The organism is Aeromonas sp. 97A, assembly GCF_051919185.1.
Lineage (GTDB): Bacteria > Pseudomonadota > Gammaproteobacteria > Enterobacterales > Aeromonadaceae > Aeromonas > Aeromonas veronii.
Genome location: NZ_JBQBFF010000001.1, coordinates 1911488 through 1929887 on the forward strand (window position 1 = coordinate 1911488; position 18400 = coordinate 1929887).

At 54.1% G+C, this 18400-nt stretch carries 15 protein-coding genes and 2 pseudogenes; 6 read left to right on the top strand and 11 right to left on the bottom strand.

The annotated features are described in order from the left end of the window. Positions 1-24: 24 nt before the first annotated feature. The 9 genes from ACTG27_RS08505 to flaA all read right to left on the bottom strand — a co-directional run bounded on the left by ACTG27_RS08505 (position 25) and on the right by flaA (position 9103). Positions 25-258 (bottom strand): acyl carrier protein, encoded by a 234-nt coding sequence (locus tag ACTG27_RS08505; RefSeq protein WP_439979494.1) that lies wholly within the window; start codon positions 256-258, stop codon positions 25-27. Then, a complete protein-coding gene (locus tag ACTG27_RS08510; protein WP_330124507.1) occupies positions 251-1870 on the bottom strand; it encodes an HAD-IIIC family phosphatase in 1620 nt (539 codons plus the stop codon). Before ACTG27_RS08510 ends, ACTG27_RS08505 begins: the two co-directional genes overlap by 8 nt. A gap of 85 nt (positions 1871-1955) precedes the next feature. Beyond that, on the bottom strand, positions 1956-4040 hold the full coding sequence (locus ACTG27_RS08515; RefSeq protein WP_439979495.1) for a motility associated factor glycosyltransferase family protein: 2085 nt from the start codon (positions 4038-4040) through the stop codon (positions 1956-1958). Between the two features lie 6 nt (positions 4041-4046). Then, positions 4047-4346: a hypothetical protein gene (locus ACTG27_RS08520; RefSeq protein WP_139123810.1), complete on the bottom strand. Its 300-nt coding sequence runs from the start codon at positions 4344-4346 to the stop codon at positions 4047-4049. Then, positions 4343-4765 carry a flagellar export chaperone FliS gene (gene fliS / locus ACTG27_RS08525; protein WP_127007621.1) on the bottom strand — a complete coding sequence of 141 codons (423 nt, stop codon included), beginning with the start codon at positions 4763-4765 and terminating at the stop codon, positions 4343-4345. The genes ACTG27_RS08520 and fliS overlap by 4 nt, the downstream gene beginning before the upstream one ends. Before the next feature lie 25 nt (positions 4766-4790). Beyond that, on the bottom strand, positions 4791-6200 hold the full coding sequence (gene fliD, locus ACTG27_RS08530; RefSeq protein WP_368152538.1) for a flagellar filament capping protein FliD: 1410 nt from the start codon (positions 6198-6200) through the stop codon (positions 4791-4793). Between the two features lie 27 nt (positions 6201-6227). Then, positions 6228-6668, bottom strand: coding sequence for a flagellar protein FlaG (locus tag ACTG27_RS08535; RefSeq protein WP_330124509.1), 441 nt, complete (start codon positions 6666-6668; stop codon positions 6228-6230). Positions 6669-6701: 33 nt separating this feature from the next. Beyond that, on the bottom strand, positions 6702-7607 hold the full coding sequence (gene flaB, locus ACTG27_RS08540) for a flagellin B (RefSeq protein ID WP_111899735.1): 906 nt from the start codon (positions 7605-7607) through the stop codon (positions 6702-6704). A 584-nt stretch (positions 7608-8191) separates the two neighbouring features. Next, positions 8192-9103 carry a flagellin A gene (flaA, locus tag ACTG27_RS08545; protein WP_127007629.1) on the bottom strand — a complete coding sequence of 304 codons (912 nt, stop codon included), beginning with the start codon at positions 9101-9103 and terminating at the stop codon, positions 8192-8194. Positions 9104-9421: 318 nt separating this feature from the next. Here flaA and ACTG27_RS08550 point away from each other — a divergent pair. From ACTG27_RS08550 to ACTG27_RS08570, 5 genes and pseudogenes are all read left to right on the top strand, one after another. Beyond that, positions 9422-9529: pseudogene (locus ACTG27_RS08550) on the top strand (IS5/IS1182 family transposase); the annotation flags it as partial. Positions 9530-9597: 68 nt separating this feature from the next. Next, positions 9598-10760 (top strand): IS3 family transposase gene (locus ACTG27_RS08555; protein ID WP_439979496.1). Its coding sequence is split into 2 segments (ribosomal slippage): positions 9598-9853 and positions 9853-10760, totalling 1164 coding nucleotides; the frame shifts between segments, so codons are not numbered across the junction. Between the two features lie 9 nt (positions 10761-10769). Continuing rightward, positions 10770-11578: pseudogene (locus ACTG27_RS08560) on the top strand (IS5 family transposase); the annotation flags it as partial. Positions 11579-11789: 211 nt separating this feature from the next. After that, on the top strand, positions 11790-12422 hold the full coding sequence (locus tag ACTG27_RS08565; RefSeq protein WP_005333975.1) for a trimeric intracellular cation channel family protein: 633 nt from the start codon (positions 11790-11792) through the stop codon (positions 12420-12422). A 99-nt stretch (positions 12423-12521) separates the two neighbouring features. Continuing rightward, positions 12522-12914, top strand: a complete 393-nt coding sequence (locus tag ACTG27_RS08570; protein WP_150996485.1) for a hypothetical protein — start codon at positions 12522-12524, stop codon at positions 12912-12914. A gap of 76 nt (positions 12915-12990) precedes the next feature. On the opposite strand, the gene thiI is transcribed toward ACTG27_RS08570, so the two are convergent. Beyond that, on the bottom strand, positions 12991-14439 hold the full coding sequence (thiI, locus tag ACTG27_RS08575; RefSeq protein WP_139463962.1) for a tRNA uracil 4-sulfurtransferase ThiI: 1449 nt from the start codon (positions 14437-14439) through the stop codon (positions 12991-12993). A 177-nt stretch (positions 14440-14616) separates the two neighbouring features. Between thiI and ACTG27_RS08580 the strand changes: the two genes are divergently transcribed. Further along, positions 14617-15582, top strand: coding sequence for a hypothetical protein (locus ACTG27_RS08580; RefSeq protein ID WP_439979497.1), 966 nt, complete (start codon positions 14617-14619; stop codon positions 15580-15582). Positions 15583-16008: 426 nt separating this feature from the next. On the opposite strand, the gene pbpC is transcribed toward ACTG27_RS08580, so the two are convergent. Continuing rightward, entirely contained in the window at positions 16009-18354 is a 2346-nt protein-coding gene (pbpC, locus tag ACTG27_RS08585) for a penicillin-binding protein 1C (protein WP_439980506.1), read from the bottom strand. Between the last annotated feature and the right edge of the window lie 46 nt (positions 18355-18400).

Sequence of the window (18400 nt, forward strand, 5' to 3'; positions counted from 1 at the left end):
AAGAATATGAGAGAGAGACTTCAATCACAGGGCAAGACCACGACGCAACAGCGCCTCACGAACATCCTGAAGCTGTTTCATCGTCGCCAGCTCTTCAGGCTCGAAGCGAACCGAGAACGTCTGTTCAACCAGTAACAGAAAATTGAAATGACCGAGCGAATCCCATTCCGGAAAGGCCCCAAGTCCCAATTGATAGTCGCCTCGCATGACGGTTGCAGAAGGAAACTGCTGTTCCAACAGAGTGAAGAGATCAGTCATGGTGATAAAACTCCAAAAAAGGCAAATTCAGCTGTTCGAGCGCCAGACTATGGTAATGCTCATGGGAAAAACGGGCGGGATCCGGATTATCACAGGGGGTCAACGACAGGGATGCCAACCATGTCAGCGCAGGTTCATTACGTGCACAACGGTTCGAGCCAATAACCAAGCGCTCGATCCCCGCCTCGCGCAATGCAGCCGAGACTCTATCCAGTAACCAATATTCGAGCCCTCTGGACAACACTCTGCAACTCAGAGCCAGCGTATCGAGCAATGCCAGTTTGGGCGTGAGGTTTATGATCAGCACCAAGCCAACCAAACCATGATCGGCAAAGCGATCCTGCAACGACACTAGCCAGCACCAGCCAGACTGCGCCAGCCGTTTGAGCTCGCTCGCCTCATATCGCTGACAGGAGAGATTAAACTGGTTGGTTTTATGGATGATCTGCTCGGCACGAGCAAGGTTATCCACCGCCAACGGCTGTATCGCCGCACGCAACGACAAGGAGGCGAGAAAATGTTGTTCACTGCCAACCTCGCTACGTAACCGGGCGGCATCTGCCAATGCCAGATAGGAGGCCTGACGAACAGCGTCATCACCACTGAAGGTACGCGAGAACCCCCCATAAGTGAGCAAGGTTGTAGGCCATACCCAAATATCTGCTGGTGGTTCAATGACATCGACTTGTGGCAGTGCATGGCGAACTTCGGCCCTTTCTAGGGGGGAGTCATCCCAGAAGACCAAGGCCTCAAGCCCCAGATTGAGGCTGGCAGCAATATGTCGCAAACCTTGAGATTTAGAGCCCCAACCAATGGCAGACGCTGCAACATTTCGCCTTTTGAGTCTCATGGCGCCATGCTGCTCAAACACCAGCCAAACATCTGCAGGCTCGTTTTTAGAGCACAATGCCAATAACACGCCACGCTGATACCAATAGAGCGCCGCATCCTGAAACGACTGATAGAGTTTGCCGAGACCGTCCTGACCAAGGTACAGGCCAGTCAACCCCTCTTCACCCACTACCCCCCCCCATAGGGTATTGTCACAATCGAGCACCAGCACCTTGCGTATCGGCGCCTGATCAAGCATCCAACGCGCGGCAATCCAGTCGGCAAGGCTGGTCAAGCCGTGCATCGAGAGAGGACAAGAAAGAAGGTAACGATTACGCTCGTCCACACAATGGGCTCGCCCCTGCTCAAAGAGCCAGCGACCCAGCCCCAAATCCCTAATATGGTGACGTGCAAGTGCTCGGGTAAAACAGATATCCAGCTGCATCATCCAGGGGTGAAGAGCGCCACTCACACCGCCTCCTTGCAGTGAACAAGCACCGAGATAAAGATGAGGGAGCCCCCGCAGTGGCGAGAGCAATGCTTCCAACCAGGTGTCGATGGTTTCGGACAATGCAGGTTCAGCCAAGGTGTGCCAATGCTGGCATTCGCTGTCGGTCAGCAGTTGCTCCCAAAACCAGAGCACCAGATGTCCGTCACAAGCGGCCATCGGCTGCCATTGACCTTGAGGACAAAATTGCAACTGTGCATGTCGGGCCAAAGGAGCCCATGCCACATTACCGGGCATGAGAAATGCGGTGGATGCCAGGGAAAGGGTGGCCATATATGCACCTGAAAGGATTAAATACTTCTATATCATACTGTTAGGGAATGGAGATGAACAGAGTCATCCCCATCCGATTCAAGGACTAGCGCTTGAACACATCCAGGCCGGTAAAGTAGGTGGTATCATGGCCATCGAACGCATCGGCATACATCACTTTGCTGTCCTCGAAAAATAACTCCAGGATTGCCTGCGCCTCTTTTATCTTGACCGCCAGTACCTCGGGTTCTGCTGTCACCTGCGACATCATCAGGCTGATGATATTGGCATAGAAATAGTTCATTGAACCGATCAAGACCCGATAGAGATGGGATTCGCGGCTCATCAACAGATAAAGCAGATAGTCGTGATGGCGTTGCATCATAGCCAGCACCGCGTTGTGCTCACAGGCTACCTGGCGCCAGTCATCACGGAACTTGTCCACAAGCTCAACGAACAGCGGTACCTGCAACGCAGCGGCAAAATCAAAACTGGCCATGTCAAAAGGCTGGAAACAAGTCGCCATCACTTCATCCATGAGTGCGATCTTGTCAAGTACCGGCCATTCTGGTTGCAACGATTCAACACGGCGAGGGATCGCCCCTTCGATATAAGCGCCGTCACTACTGTTGACGCACTGCATCTCGGGATAATCACGCAATACACGGGCCATATTATGAATGGCCAGTCCAAATAGATGGTTGATACGCACTTCGTCGCCAAAGTTACCCGGTGCCGGGAAAGTATTCTTTAAGTTTTCCTGGTATTTAGCCTCTTGCTTGTCGTTGTAATAGAGACTCAGGCTGGAGTGATGCTGTCCGGCTGTTTTATAGCCATTGTCGATACCAAACAAATACACCTGCTTGAAGCCAAGCAAGGCCGCATAATTGAGGCCGGTATTACCAACGAACGGATTGGAAAATTCGATATTATCGTACTCGAATGCCTGACCAAACGCGCTAATCAGCATGGAGAACATCGGCTCATTGGGCTTGAATGCCAATCCTGTTTTGCGAAAAAAGCGCTTGCATTCAGGATGGATGACATCAACGCTCAGAAACACCGTATCCTTGATAAAGTCATCGGCATTGAGAATATTCAGAAAATCCGCAGAGCTTTTAGTTCGCTCCACTGCAACGTAGATATCCGGTTTGACGCCAGCTTTATACAGCGCACTGACCGCCGTACCACATGCGATGATGATGGCCTGCTGCTGATGCTGCCGGATGAACTCGATGCTCTGATCCAGTGAGGGGCCATTGCCAATCACAAAGACAGGGATCTGCTCGAAGGCACGGGTATCACGCCACCGTTTCAGAAAGGGGGTGCCGTCTTGCAGATGGGTGTGGCTATGGGCAAGTGCATAGATGTTGTCATCAAAGAACCCCCACCCCGTTTTGAGCAGATAGAACTCCCTTTCCACCTGTGTTATCAAGGCGTGCAGCTTGGGGGAATGGTAATGACAGAACGAGAAATAGCTTGCCGACCAGAATGCCCCCTTGCGATGCAGCGCCTCCATCATGTCAGCGACCAGCAATTGCTCGTCAACACCGATAAAGAGATGAAGGCTGATCGACTCCTCATCCATGTAGGCGAGCAGCTGATGCCAGTCAAAGCAGAAAAGCGAGGCATAAAACATGTCAAGATCAGGCTCAAAAGCAAACAGATTCTTGATCTTGCACTGTTCATACAAGCAACCGAGCTGGTAGCCCAAACCAATGCCATACATCAGTGCCAGAGGAATATCAGAATGTAATGCCGCGTTGAGACGCAATCCTTCCAGCGCTGACTTCTCTTTTAATTTGGAGATTTCATTGTTGTATTTGATATGGATTTGGCCGTCGATATACCACTGAGGCACAAAATCGATGCACTGCAAAACGCTTTGTTCAATGACCTCGGCAATCTGCGACTGAACCTCGCTAAATGGATCGTCCCCATAAAGCGAGACGCCCTCGTCAAGCCACAGAATATTGGGAACGCCATTTTCATTACAGAAGAAACGAAAAGGCCTGGCAGGCTGGTATGCTTTGAAAAAGTCATGAATGGCGGGCATGTACTTGGCAAACGCAGCCATGTTGAGTTCATAGCGCAGCGGAAGCACCTCCTGCATTGCAGTTTCTTGCTGCTTTTGCTGCGCGAGTCGGGCCAACTCATTTTCTATATCTGTAATTTTTTTATGAATATCCATGTAGTACTAACCCGCGTTCAGCTTGTACATATCAGATGCTCGACCTGCTTTTGAAAGTTTCCACAAAGCTGTTTCTGTCTGATTCTTTGCATGTTCTATCCGCTCATGTAAGGTTTGAAACTGCACCAATGCTTGCTGGTGCTCCATATCAATAACTACATGTGGCTGGATATGCTGGAAAACAGCATCAAGGAGAATGAGATAATGATCGATCAACTGTTCAGCCGTTTGCACATCCTCCTGGTCGAACAGGGTCAGTAACTCTTGACCTGCTGCGATTAATTCTGGCAAACGGTTATTACTCATTCGACTCGGCCCATCTTTTGTTGAGCCAAGGCCTTGTCACGCTCCTCGACAGGAATGGCATCCCAACCGCTTTTCACGGTCAGCATCAGATTCATCACCTCATCGATAGCTGTAATATCCATATCACGGCTAGCATCCATCATCCGAAACTTCATATAGTCATAAAGGGCAAAAAGATCTTCGGGAACCTTACCATAAGAGAGATCAAGCGAATCTTGAAGCCCGTTGATGATAGCCATGGCTTTGGAGATAGATTGGGATTTTTGCTCAAAATCTCGACGTTCGATGGCACCGCGAGCCTGAGCCAGACGTTCCAGGCCCCCTTGCATCAAAAGTTGAATCACACGGTAAGGATCAGCTACTGCCAATTCGGATTGCAGATTCTGGGTGGTATAGGCTTTTATATTTTTACGATACATATGAGACACCACTCATAAATTCAAATTAACTATTTTGGGTATTCAGCAAATTCAAATATGAAGCCGACTTGTTCATCTTGGCCAACATGGCATCCAGGCTTCCGTACCGGGCCCGCAAGGTCTCTTGATACTTGGTCAGTTGAGTGGCAACATCGGACTCCTTCCGGCTCACTTCGCGCAGATCGGAATTCAAAGAGTCTTCCCTTTTCGCCAGCAAACCACCGGTCTTGGAGTAGGTTTCCAGCTGGCTGGCCAGCTGACCTGCAACCCCATCCTTGCCGCCAAAAACCGCCACTACCTGATCGAAATTCTTGTCGATAGCTTCGTTGAATTTGGTATCGTCGATAGACAATACCCCCTTGTTATCCATCTTTATACCCATCTGGAAAATCGTTGAGTAAGTAGAGGACTTTTGCGAAGGCTCGGTGATGGTGCCATTCATCATATTGACCACGGCACGCGTCGTTGCATCGCCCGCCAGAGCACCACCATCATTCTGGCTTTTCCCTGCCACGATAGAGTTGCGCTTGCCAAGATCATTACTCTTCTTAACCAGCGCGTTATAGCCGTCGACAAAGCTCTTGACCATGTCCTTGATGCCAGCTTTGTCGGTGGTCACGTCAACTTTGTTGGACTTGTAAGTCTTGGTCACAGAACCATCGCTTGCAGTCGTACTCGTACTATCAGATTCCCTCAAAACTGTCAGTTTGAGGCCAACTATAGTGCCATCAAATGTGTTGGTAGCACTGGTCAGCGTGTTTCCATCTACCTTGATTTGAGCATCTTGCGCGGATTGAGTTTTTGACAATTTAGAAGTGAAGTTATCTGCCAACTCAGTGGTACTTCCGGTGATCACCAGATCCTTGCCACTCCCGCTAACCCCAGAGTCAATCACAAGTTTAGATTTACCATCAGATGTGTTCATGATGTTGACATTAAGACCAAAATTATTACCATCATTATTGATGCGTTTACGAATGGACTGTAGCGAATCCCCCGCCTTCACATCCACATCAAAGGTCTTATCACCAGCCTTAAAAGTCAAGGTTCCATCTTGAGTGATCATTGGAGTAGTCGAAGAGTCAAAACTACCTTCAAATTTGCTGGCCTTCGCCAATTTTTCGACAGTTATATCGTATTGCCCGTTAGAGGAACCCGTTTTGCTCTCCACCTTGAGCACCGGATTATCTTTGTCTTGGGTGATGTTTATGGCGCGTTTATTAAACGCATCATCCTTGGACATGGCCTGGAGTGTCGTCACAAAAGAGGCGATAGCCGATTTCAACTGTCCAACCCCTGAGAGAGTGATCTGGGCATTGGTCTTTTTGGTGGTTATGGGCTGCATCAGTTGTGCTTTCTTGGCATTGACGCTCGCAGCAATAACAGACTCCAGATCCAGCTGTGAACCCGCACCAGCAGACGTAATAGTGGCCATTCTCACTCTCCTCGTAAAACTTACGTATTAAATCTCTTTATCAAGCAATAATCCGACTCTTGAGCCACCACCTATTACATCACCTTCACGCAGATCCTTGAGCCGTTTACTGATAGACAGCAACTCTTCACTTGGGATCTGACGGATCATTGACTTGGTATTAGCGTCCATCACCTTGATAACAACTTGCTCGAGATCCTTTTCGACGCTGAAGTTGACGGTCCATCCCTGCAACTTGCTGAACTCCTGCAAGTTTTGTACCTCTTTTTCAATGTCCTTATCTGAGACATCGGATTTGCGAACCTTCTCTTTGGCTCGCTCCGCTTGTTGCTTTTCCACATCCTGTGTCATCACCCGCTGCTCTTCCGCCATGCCAGATAGCACTTGAGCGGCCGATTGGCCGCTCTTGCTACTTGACTGAAGAGAAGAAGGAGTGACCGATGAGGGAATTCCAATGTCATTGGCCATATCGTCGCTCCTTTTCTATCTCATCACTGCCCGTTAACCCAACAGGGACAGAGCAGATTGCGGTCTTTGGTTGGCTTGCGCCAGGATACTTGAAGCAGCCTGCTGCAGGATGTTCTGCTTGGTCAGGTTGGCGGTTTCTGTCGCGAAGTCCGCATCACGGATACGAGAACGTGCGGCACTCAGGTTCTCAGACACGTTGGACTGGTTGCGAATGGTCGAGTCAAACCGGTTCTGCACCGCACCCAGCTCTGCCCGTTTGCTATCCACGGCCTTTATCATGAAATCAAGGTTGGCCATGGCTGTCTGGGCATCTTTAGCGGTTTTGATACTGCTGACACTAGTTGTAGTAACCGCTGTAGTTGTTTTGCCAATCGTATAAGGTTCACCTGTGGTGGTGGTAGTTACTGTTGCACTCCCTTTTGTCGCAGATGCAATACCCTTGATCGTGAAAGCAGATGTCATCTTGAAGGTAATTGTTTGCCCTGCATCTGCACCGACTTGGAAGGAGCCCTTATAAGTACCATCAAGCAGCTTTTGACCACCAAAAGTGGTATCGCCAGAGATACGATTTATCTCTGTCGTCAGTTGGTCATATTCCTGCTGCAAAGCCACACGATCATCCGAGTTGTTGGAACCGTTCGCTGATTGCTGAGCCAAAGTGCGCATCCGTTGCAACATGGAGGTCACTTCATCCATCGCACCTTCTGCAGTTTGTGCCACAGAAATACCATCGTTAGCGTTACGGTTGCCTTGATCTAAACCGTTAACCTGTGAAGTCAAACGGTTGGAGATCTGCAAGCCGGCAGCATCGTCTTTGGCGGTGTTGATACGAAGGCCGGATGCCAACCTGGTATAGGAGGTATCCAGCGACTTGTTGGTATTCATCAAGTTACGCTGGGCGTTCAGTGATGAAACGTTGGTGTTAATGTACATAGCCATAAAATATTCTCCCGAAGAACATGCAACTGCAGGTTGCGTCGTCCAAACAAAACGACGGCCCACCGTTTGAAGAACAGGTTGAACATGCCTGTCTCTTCAGGCGGGTGTCTGTTTGAACGAACAGGTCACCCGCAGTAGTGCAAACGTTGGATTCCGAACACCCCTCGATTGCTTCACTTTATTTAACGGCAGCACAGAGGCAAGCTTTAGGAAAATTGTTGCCTAAAGCGGCAAGTTTTCTCCGGGAAGCGGCAGCTGAATATGAATTGAGCAGCATCACCATACAACTCACTACTGATGATGACCCTGTTTACAGGAATAAGTATGTTGGCACGGTTCCTGCTAGGTACTGAGAGAGTGACGTCAATTTGGCGGCACAATAAAAAGAGGCCGGTAAACCGGCCTAAAGATGAGCATATGCTCAGGAGAATATGACCAAGCGTGACAGAACTGAACAACTGGACAACACTTGGCATTACTAGTAGAGATTTATATCTCTCCCGATAGAACAGAGTGCGACCCGAACACCCCTTTGTTCCATCTCTTGATCAGGGCGGCCTGAACAACCGCCCTGTTTTCTTTTGTTAGCCTTGCAGAAGTGACAGTGCAGACTGCGGGCGCTGATTTGCCTGAGACAGAATGGTCGATGCTGCTTGCTGCAGAATGTTCTGCTTGGTCAGGTTGGCGGTTTCAGTCGCAAAGTCAGCATCACGGATCCGTGAGCGAGCAGCACTAACGTTCTCAGATACGTTCGCCTGATTGCGAATGGTCGAATCGAAGCGGTTTTGCACTGCACCCAGCTCAGCACGTTTACTGTCCACAACTTTAATCATGTAATCCAAGTTTGCCATAGCCGTTTGAGCATCTTTGGCTGTGGTAATAGTGCTGATGCTTGTTGTTGAGACATTACCAGTGTTGCTTTTAGTCACAGTGTAAGGTTCACCTGTTGTCGTAGTCGCGACTGTAGCATTCCCCTTCGTAGCCGAAGCCATTCCTTTAATAGTAAAAGCCGATGTCATTCTGAATGTAATTGTTTGCCCGGCATCTGCTCCGACTTGAAAGGAGCCCACATAGCCACCATTGAGCAGATTCTGTCCGCCGAATGTGGTATCTTTAGCTACGCGGTTAATTTCTGTAATTAACTGGGTGTACTCTTGTTGCAAGGCGGTACGGTCATCTGAGTTGTTAGAACCGTTGGCTGATTGCTGAGCCAGTGTACGCATACGCTGCAGCATAGAGGTCACTTCCTCCATTGCACCTTCAGCTGTTTGCGCTACAGAAATACCGTCATTGGCGTTACGGTTACCCTGATCCAAACCGTTGATCTGAGAGGTCAAACGGTTGGAAATTTGCAGACCCGCGGCATCATCTTTGGCGCTGTTGATACGCAAACCAGATGCCAGTCGAGTGTAGGAAGTATCCAGTGATTTGGTCGTATTCATCAAGTTACGCTGAGCGTTGAGTGATGAAACGTTTGTGTTGATATAAAGGCCCATGACTATTCTCCTAAGCTATTAAATTTACTCTTCTATTTGCTCTGGCTTTATTATTTTCTATGCCCGATGCATCTTATTTAACGGCTCGTTTTTGGATGTCTTTAGCATTTTTTTCAACGCTTCATCGCATTAACGCCGCTTACCTTATATATCGGCGGGTCAAGGGAAAACTTAAGGAAAAGATGGGGCCTAAACCAGTGACAGACTCAACCTTCTGAAGCCCGCCAACGGACGTTGTTTCCCAAATAGATGCAGCTTGAATGGAACTAACTGAGGACTCGGTGATCTGATCACCACCATCCTCTTCAAATCTGCATCATGGGCACGCAGCTTCAACCCATCACCAACTGGCCTCAATACAACAAATCATTGATTAACCGTGGTTCACTCACCTTCTGGGTTGATGCCGAGGCCATGAGTAACTGGTGTAGTGGTCTAATCATCCCGGACACCATTTTAGGTGGTACAGTCGCCACCATGACCTGAGGTGTTCAATGACAAGATTACGTCGCTCATTTACTGCCGAATTCAAACTCGAAGCCGCATCCCTGGTGCTCGACCAGGGATATTCTGTCCCCGAAGCCAGTCGTTCACTGGATATCGGTGAAACCATACTTCGCCGCTGGGTTCGGCAACTGCAATCCGAACGCAGTGGCACTACCCCAATCAGCAAAGCACTGACTCTGGAGCAGCAAAAAATTCAGGAACTGGAAGCCCGCATCAACCGGCTCGAACGTGAGAAGGACATTCTAAAAAAGGCTACTGCTCTCTTGATGACGGACGAGTTCACACGTACGCGCTGATAGACCGATTAAGGGAGCAAGCCCCCATCACTTTGGTCTGCTGCGCCTTCGATGTTCCCACCTCCTGTTTTTACGATTATCTGGCTCGCAGGCGGACGATTAACCGTGAACGTATGCAACAGCGCTCTGAGTTGCGCCGTTTGTTCAAAGCGAGCCGGAACTCAACGGGCAGCCGCGCCTTGATGTCGATGATGCGGGAGTTGGGGTATCAGATTGGTCGATTCAAAGTACGTAACCTGATGAAGGAAGCCGGTCTGGTATCCAAGCAACCGGGCGCTCATCGCTATCAGGTGGCACAGTCTGAACGACCGGACATACCCAATCTGCTGGCCCGCGAATTTGATGTCCAGCAACCCAATCAGGTGTGGTGTGGCGATATCACCTACGTCTGGGCCGGTGGTCGCTGGCATTACCTGGCAGCGGTGCTTGACCTGCACACTCGGCGGGTCGTGGGCTGGGCGATGTCAGATAAACCAGATGCCGAACTGGCCATCAAAGCACTTGAGATGGCGTATCAGCAGCGGGGTTGTCCGTCAGGCGTGCTGTTTCACTCTGACCAGGGCAGCCAATATGGCAGCCGGGCATTTCGGCAACGACTGTGGCGCTATCGCATGACCCAGAGTATGAGTCGGCGTGGCAACTGCTGGGATAACGCCCCGATGGAACGGTTGTTCAGAAGCCTGAAGTCAGAGTGGCTCCCGGCAAGGGGATATATGAGCCTGCGGGAAGCAAAGCGGGATATCAGTTATTACCTGATGGATCACTACAACTGGCGACGTCCACATCAATACAATGACGGGATACCGCCAGCAAAAGCCGAGGATCGGCCTAACCAAGTGTCCGGATTTAGTTGACCACTACAGTTTCACGACGACCATCATGGGCACCGGGGTCGCAGCCAGCTTTACACTGACCAGACCATCGCCACCTTCCTGATGCTCAAGGGGATTTTCAACCTCACTTTACGGGCCACTCAGGGACTACTCGACTCCCTGTTCGAGTTGATGAACGTACCGCTTTGTGACCCCTATTACAGTTGTGTCAGCAAGCGCGTCCGCACGGTGACAGTTGCCTATCGGCAGCCTAGTAAGGGGCGTATCACCGACCTGGTTATCGACTCGACTGGCCTCAAGGTATTTGGGGAGGGCGAGTGGAAAGTCAGAAAGCACGGCGCCGAAAAACAGCGAGTCTGGCGCAAGTTGCATCTGGCTGTGGACCCGGTCACTCACGATATCGTGGCGGCGGAAGTCTCGCTGGAAAATGTCTATGATGCCGAGATGTTGCCGACCTTGCTCAACCCACTGCGGCGCAAGCTGGGACGTGCTTATGCGGATGGCGCCTATGACAGCAAAGCCAGCCATCAACTTATCTCGCGCAAAGGGGCGACAGCCTGTGTCCCGCCTCGCAAAAGCGCGGGGTTATGGGAAAAGGGACATCCGAGAAATGAGGCGGTGCTAGTGATGCGCAAAGGAGGGCTGGCGCACTGGAAGAAGATGTCGGGCTATCACCGTCGCTCGCTGGCAGAGACGGCAATGTATCGGTTCAAGCAATTGCTGGCGGGGAAAATCCGTCTGCGTAACTACAACGGCCAAGTGGGAGAAGTCATGGCGTATGTAAGCGCCTAAACAAACTGAATACCCTTGGCCTACCTGTCAGAAAGCCCCGCGTGTAGCGGTCACTTGGGGCTGGGGCAGGTGTGGCTTGATGGTTGATTTGGGAAACAACGCCCCGCCAACGGCTACAGGCACGCACGAGCCTCACCCGGTTCATGCCGCGAGAAAAAATCCGTCCCGACTCTCAATTTTGTCGAGCACTGTTGGCGATTGGGCTCACCAGCCCCTAAAATCGCGGCCCCATCAACAATTTGGCGTGAGTTGTTCTCCATGCAGACACTGGTTGAGCAGATTGTTTACATCAGCGACATGTTTGGTACTGCGGTATTCGCGTTTTCAGGGGTATTGGTGGCTGGCCGACTCAGGATGGACGGGTTTGGCGTCATGGTTTTGGCGGCGGTCACTGCCATCGGCGGCGGCACCATCCGTGACATGATCCTGGGAGCCACCCCCGTATTCTGGGTGCGCGATCCGCTCTATATCTGGGTGGTCATCGCGACGGCGCTGATCGGTATGTGGATGGTCAAACTGCCCCGCAGGATGCCCTGGTATGTACTGCCGGTAGCGGATGCCTTCGGACTGGCCCTCTTTACCGTGATCGGTGCCCAGAAGGCCCTCAACTTCGGCACCCCGGGGCTGATTGCCGTGATCATGGGCACCATGACCGGGGTAGCCGGTGGCATGATCCGCGATGTACTGGCGCGGGAGGTGCCCATGGTGCTGCAAAAAGAGATCTATGCCACCGCCTGTATCCTTGGCGGCATTCTCTATACCCTGGCGCTTGAGGCCAACATGGACCGGGTAACGGCCATGCTCATCTGCATGACGGCCGTGTTTGGCCTGCGGGTCGCGGCTATCTACTGGCATCTGTCGCTGCCCACCTTCTCGCTGCAACGCAATTGAGAGCAGGCCCACAGCGTCATCATGTCGCTGTGGGCCGCGCGTTGAACCAAATAGGCTTTTCTGTTGTCATAGAAGCAGTCGTTGTTAGCCGGAACTCTCATGCGAAAAATCGGTATGCTTACCACCCTCCTCCTGGCGAACGTGACGGCCGCCCACGCCGAAGCACAAGTGGTATTTGGACGACTGGCCTCGGCGCCGGTGCAGCAGTTCAACCAGCAGATACGCCAGGCAAGCCATCAACAGCAAAACTGGGTTAATGACTACCGTGAGGTAGCTTTACGATTCGTCGGTCATGGTGACATACCCAGCCGCATCCATGCCCAGCAGCTGGACAATGATCTGGTGCTCTCGGTCGCCCTCGACGGCAGCAAGAGCGACATGATCTACATCCTGACCCTCTATCGCAGCAACAACCTGTGGCAGATGCGGGAGGCGGAAATGGGCTGGCGTTGTCAGGGGCAAGACTCCTTCACTCCGGTTCCCTGTCCCTGATAGTCATTGCTCACTCTGCGAAATAAAAAAATCCGGCACATTGGCCGGATTTTTTTATTGAAGGTAAAAAACACGCTTACGGGCGATACACCTTGACGTTGTCAAAGCCCTTCTCTTTCAGATAGAGCGCCTGCAGCTTGCTCATCACACCGCGATCGCAGTAGAGCAGGTAGGTCTTCTCTTTGGGCAGATCGCCAAAGGCGGTGGCCAGCTTGAAGAAGGGGATATGCAGTACTTCACGATCTTCCACCACCAGCGGCTTCTCGTCGTGTTCATCGGCAGAGCGGATATCCAGGATCACCTCGTCAGCGCCCAGCACCTGGGTGGTTTCCACCTCTTGCACTTCAGCGGCAGTCTCTTCACCGATACGGCGGATATCGAGGTAACGGGCCTCGGAGACCACCTTGTCCAGAATGGAGAAGTCAAAATTGGCCTCTTCCTCTTCAATGCGGGAGAGCTCGGCCTTCACGGTCGGCTTTTTGGAGATGACGCCACAGTACTCCGGCATGGTCTCGGCAAACTCCAAAGTGCCGATGCGGCGGGCTTCACTGATGATATCCGGCTTGTCCCAAGTAATGAGCGGGCGCAGGATCACCTTGTCGGTCACCCGGTCGATCACGTTCAGGTTGGTGAGAGTCTGGCTGGAGACCTGACCCACACACTCACCAGTCACCAGCGCCGGGATCTGGAATTCATCGGCCACCTTGGCGGCAGCACGCATCATCATCCGCTTGAGCACCACGCCCATCTGACCGTTGTCGATCTTCTCGAGGATCTCGGCAACCACCGGCTCGAAGTCCACAGCGGTGAAACGTACCCGGTGGGAGGAGCCGAAACGGTTCCACAGGTGGTAGGCCACCTGCTTGACGCCGATTTCGTGGGCAGCACCGCCCAGATTGAAGAAGCAGTAGTGCACGCGGCAGCCGCGCTTGATGAACTGGAACGACGCCACGCCGGAGTCAAAACCGCCGGAGAGCAGGCTCAGTACATCTTCCTGGGTCGCGATGGGCATGCCGCTCAGGCCCTGATGGATGGCGCTGACAATAAAGAGCTCTTCGCCGTCGATCTCGAGGTTGATCTTCACATCCGGGTTCTTGAGGCGCACACCATTGCTTTCGCAGTGCTGATTCAATCCACCGCCCACGTAACGCTCAACCTCGAGGGAAGAGAACTCATGCTTACCGTGGCGCTTGGCGCGCACGCAGAAGGTTTTGCCCTTGAGCTGGTCGCCCCACACGGCTTTCACCTGCTCGAAGATGTCGTGCAGGTCGGTGAACTTGCTGGCCTGCACCTCTAGGAAGGCCTGAATGCCCGGAATACAAGCCAAAGCTTCGATAGCCTGCTCGCGGAACTGGTCATTGCGGGAGCTCACGATCAGCTTGTCCCAATCCATCCGTACGCGGGCATCGTCGTCGAAGCGGCGCAGGACATTGCGGATATTGCCCTGCAGGATCTTGATAAAGCGCTGGCGAACCGACTTGCTCTTGATGGTGATTTCCGGGAACAGCTTGATAATGAACTTCATGGTAATGACTCGGGTGACCTTGATTTAAGGGCGCGAATTATATCAGAACTTTGTGGCCAGCGCCTACTGGATGAGCGTTTGCTCACATTCCCCCACGCAGTGTTTGCCGTGCAGCGCCAATCTTGCGTATATTCCCGACCCTGCGCCTCGCCAGATTTTTGATAACAGACTGATCCGATGAAGACCTATATCTACTACCCCGGCATGGAGGTACGCGACGAGCTCTGGCTCAAATTTGCCTTGCTCTATCTGGAGCGGCTTGCCTTTGTCTTCACCGTCAGCGAAAAGAGCGGTCTCACCGCCCTGCTCGATACCCTTCAACAGCAGACCGATCTGCTGGCCAAGCGGCCCGATGCAGCCTTTTTTGCCGCCATTACCCCGCAATTGGAGAGCCAGATAAGCGGCCTTGTGGCCCCCGATTTCGTCCGCCACAAGGTGTTTGGCAACAAGGAGCTGATTGGTCGCTGGCGTCAGGAGGCCAACCACGACTGCTTCTGCCCGGATCAGGCGGGACTGGAGCGACTGCACGGCTTTTGCCTGACTCACGGCTTTGCGACCCGGGATGAGGGTGGGATCAGAATGGCGCGGCGCTTTGCCAACCTGATCTCCATGCGCCTTGCCCGTGAGTGGGCACTCGCCAATGACGGGGCGCTCATTACCGATCACGACTATCTCGACCGCCTGCTCCATCTGCTCGAATCCCGCTACCACAATCGCGGCGGTCAGGATTGCTTCCACCTCGAAATCCCGTTGCAAGTGCCCACTCACCTGGCCGACATTCCGTTTGCAGAGCTGATTGCCCTGCGCGGGCGCAGCGGCTTTCGCCAGCAGCTGGCCGAATTTCATCTGGCCATCGACAACCTGCTCGCCATGCTGGGTAGCGGCTATGCCGACCCGGCGGCCCTGACCCGCTTTGAGCAGGCTCAGCAAGGGCTCAATCAACTGCTCGGGCCCGAGACCCTCAGCATGCCACTCACCACCCTGGTCAGCACCAGCCTGCCCGCCGTAGCCATGCTCCACCAGTTAAAGGCGAGCCACCCCGAAAGCAACCTCATCTTCCATCCCATCAAAAAGAGCCACTTTCACCAGCGCAAGAGCCAGCACTTCTTCACCCGGCTCGGTCATCTGCGCCAACCGGGCTGAATTGGCGGAATGAAAAAGGGGTTGGCATCTGCCAACCCCTCTCGTTTTCTGCGGCCTACCAATCATCACCCCGGTGATTGGCCCGCTCTTGCGCCTGCCTGCGCGCCTCCATCGCCCTGTCACGGCGGATATTGGCAGGGGTACAGGCAAACTGTTTCTGATAACAACGTACAAAACTCTCGGAAACGGGTTCGAAAGGTGAATAGAACCCGGTACGTTCAGGAGAAACATGGTGATCACCATGATTGGTAGTGGCACAGCCCGAACTCATCAGCACCAGCAAGGGACACAGAACACGCAGCAAAAGAGAACTCCCGATTGGATTTGAATGAATTCGTAATTATTCACAAGTTAATTCATCCAATCAAATATTGATGCATTTCAAATAGTTAATTACATTCGCCTCAATGACTGTCGGCAAAACGCTCAACGGGTGATGGTGCCGGCATCACCGTCAGGATGCACCACGCGAAACTCGATGCGATCGCTGTTGCCTGCTTCATCCACCACCACCAGCTGATAGCGCCCCGCCACGCTCAACACCTGATCCCCGTCCCAGCGCAGCCGCTGGCCGTTGAGAAACCAGGCTGGCTTGCCAACACCGCCCAGCACCTTGGGCTGCAACCGGTAACGCTGACTGCGGATAAGGTTGCCCTCCCCCAGCGCCATGATGCGAATTGGAGCTTGCTGCTCGGCGCTCTGCCCTTCCCCAGCACAACCACTTGCCAACAGCGCCTGTCGTCGCTCGCCGGGCGTTCGCCACGGCTCCAGTGACAATGGCCAGAGCGCCCGAAAACCGGATTGCGCCGCATCCTGGCAGCGTGCCAGGGTCGGCTTGCCCTCGGCGGTCAGCGCTACTTGGCGCAGCGACGAGGGCCAGTCCATGGGATCCGGCAAGGTGGGGGGATCGCGCCCTTCCAGCAACCAGGCGCTCTGGCGCTGCAAACAGGCTTCAGGCAGGGTCGCGCTCATTTTGCGCCCCAGCGGCCAGCAGATCTCGGCCTCACTCACCGTGTTGGGTTGTGCCGGCAAGGGGCTGTTGTCAGCCAGCCGCGAGTAGACCGAGAGCAGCAGCGGCACCGCCGCGCTCTGGCCATAAAAACCGGGCAAGGGGGTACCATCGGGGCGCCCAAGCCAGACGCCGATGGTCCAGCGACCGGAGACTCCCATCGCCCAGCTGTCGCGATAGCCGTAGCTGGTGCCGGTCTTCCAAGCCAGCCTGTTGACCCGGCCAGTCGCCTCGCTGGCAAAGGGCTGATCAGCCCGTCCCTGCGCGCTCAGGATCTGCCAGATGATCCAGGCCGATCCCGGGCTCAGCAAGGGGCGTGACACCGCCTGCTGCCCCGCCAGCCAGACCGGCATCGCCACCTGCCCCTGCCGGGTCAGCGCACTGTAGAGCGCCACCAGCTGCTCGAGTCGAATGCCCGCCGCCCCCAGCGCGATGGCCGGATTGGGTTTGTCGGAGAGCGCCAGCCGCACCCCAGCGTTGTCGAGGCGGCTGACCAGCTTGTCGGGCCCGAGCGCCTCCAGCACCTGCACCGCCGGCACGTTGAGGGATTGCTGCAGTGCCTGAGCGAGCGTCACCGGCCCCTGAAAGGCGCCGGAAAAGTTGGCGGGTCTGTAATCCGAGCCCAGCCTCGGCGCATCGGAAAGCAGGGAGGCCGAGTGCACCAACCCTTCATCCATGGCCAGACCGTAGATAAAGGGCTTGAGGGTGGAGCCGGGAGAGCGGATTGCCTGCACCATGTCGAGATAACCGTGGCGGCGCAAATTGCCATACTCGGCGCTACCCACATAGGCGCGCACCGCCATGGTTTTGTTGTCCACCAGCAGCAGCGCAGCAGAGGTCTGCTCGGGGAAGCGGCGGATATAACTCGCCACCCGCGTCTCCAGCCAGCGCTGCAGATCGCCGTCTATGGTGGTGTGCACCAGGGCGCCCGGATGGCTGTCGGCGGCCAGACGAGCAAACAGCGGCGCCTCCATCGGGGTGAAATGGCCGCGAACCAGCACCGGCTCGATGCGTCCCTCCAACCACACCGGCTCGGGCCAGACCCCTTGCGCCACCAGTCGCTGCATCACCTTGTCGCGGGCGGCGCGGGCCCGCTCGGGATGCCGGTCCGGCCGGTTGCGGCTGGGAGCCTGCGGCAGCACCGCCAACAGCGCCGCCTCGGCATAGGTGAGCTTGGCGGCGCTCTTGCCGAGATAGGCAAAACTTGCCGCCTGCACCCCCTCCAGGTTGCCGCCAAACGGCGCCCGGTTGAGGTAGACGGTGAGCAAGGTGCGCTTGTCGTAGTGCCACTCCAGTTGCAGCGCACGGGCCATCTGACGCAGCTTGCCGGGCACGCTCCTGTGGTAGGGCTCGATGAGGCGGGCCACCTGCATGGTAAGAGTCGAGCCGCCCGACACGGCGCGCCCGTAACGCAGCCACTGCCAGACCCCGCGCACCATGGCCACCGGATTGACCCCGGGATGACGCCAGAAGTAGCGATCCTCGTAGCCCAGTAGCGCCTCGATATAGCGGGGGGAGACCTGCTCCAGGGTCACGGGGTAGCGCCACACGCCGCTGGTATCGGCAAAGGCGCGCAGCGGCCGCCCTTTCATGTCGAGCACCACCCGTGCGTAGGCTGGGTCGAGTGGCGGCGGCGGGAAGAGTCGATCCAGCGCCAGCAATGACAGCAGCAGTGCGACAACCCCCAGCACCGAGACACGCAGCCAGCGTGGTAGACGGCCAAGCCAGCGCCAGCCAGCGTGGCCACAGCGACCCAATTTCAGCCAGCCGCGCTGCCAGAAAGTGAGCGGGCGAACCCGCTCAAGGGAG

What these genes read in the sequence shown, in the direction of transcription:
- flaA (WP_127007629.1), bottom strand. Translation starts at nt 9,103, where the DNA reads ATGGGCCTTTATATCAACACAAACGTTTCATCACTCAACGCTCAGCGT.
- ACTG27_RS08570 (WP_150996485.1), top strand. Translation starts at nt 12,522, where the DNA reads ATGCGAAAAATCGGTATGCTTACCACCCTCCTCCTGGCGAACGTGACG.
- ACTG27_RS08505 (WP_439979494.1), bottom strand. Translation starts at nt 258, where the DNA reads ATGACTGATCTCTTCACTCTGTTGGAACAGCAGTTTCCTTCTGCAACC.
- ACTG27_RS08535 (WP_330124509.1), bottom strand. Translation starts at nt 6,668, where the DNA reads ATGGCCAATGACATTGGAATTCCCTCATCGGTCACTCCTTCTTCTCTT.
- ACTG27_RS08580 (WP_439979497.1), top strand. Translation starts at nt 14,617, where the DNA reads ATGAAGACCTATATCTACTACCCCGGCATGGAGGTACGCGACGAGCTC.
- thiI (WP_139463962.1), bottom strand. Translation starts at nt 14,439, where the DNA reads ATGAAGTTCATTATCAAGCTGTTCCCGGAAATCACCATCAAGAGCAAG.
- ACTG27_RS08565 (WP_005333975.1), top strand. Translation starts at nt 11,790, where the DNA reads ATGCAGACACTGGTTGAGCAGATTGTTTACATCAGCGACATGTTTGGT.
- fliD (WP_368152538.1), bottom strand. Translation starts at nt 6,200, where the DNA reads ATGGCCACTATTACGTCTGCTGGTGCGGGTTCACAGCTGGATCTGGAG.
- ACTG27_RS08520 (WP_139123810.1), bottom strand. Translation starts at nt 4,346, where the DNA reads ATGAGTAATAACCGTTTGCCAGAATTAATCGCAGCAGGTCAAGAGTTA.
- fliS (WP_127007621.1), bottom strand. Translation starts at nt 4,765, where the DNA reads ATGTATCGTAAAAATATAAAAGCCTATACCACCCAGAATCTGCAATCC.
- ACTG27_RS08510 (WP_330124507.1), bottom strand. Translation starts at nt 1,870, where the DNA reads ATGGCCACCCTTTCCCTGGCATCCACCGCATTTCTCATGCCCGGTAAT.
- ACTG27_RS08515 (WP_439979495.1), bottom strand. Translation starts at nt 4,040, where the DNA reads ATGGATATTCATAAAAAAATTACAGATATAGAAAATGAGTTGGCCCGA.
- flaB (WP_111899735.1), bottom strand. Translation starts at nt 7,607, where the DNA reads ATGGCTATGTACATTAACACCAACGTTTCATCACTGAACGCCCAGCGT.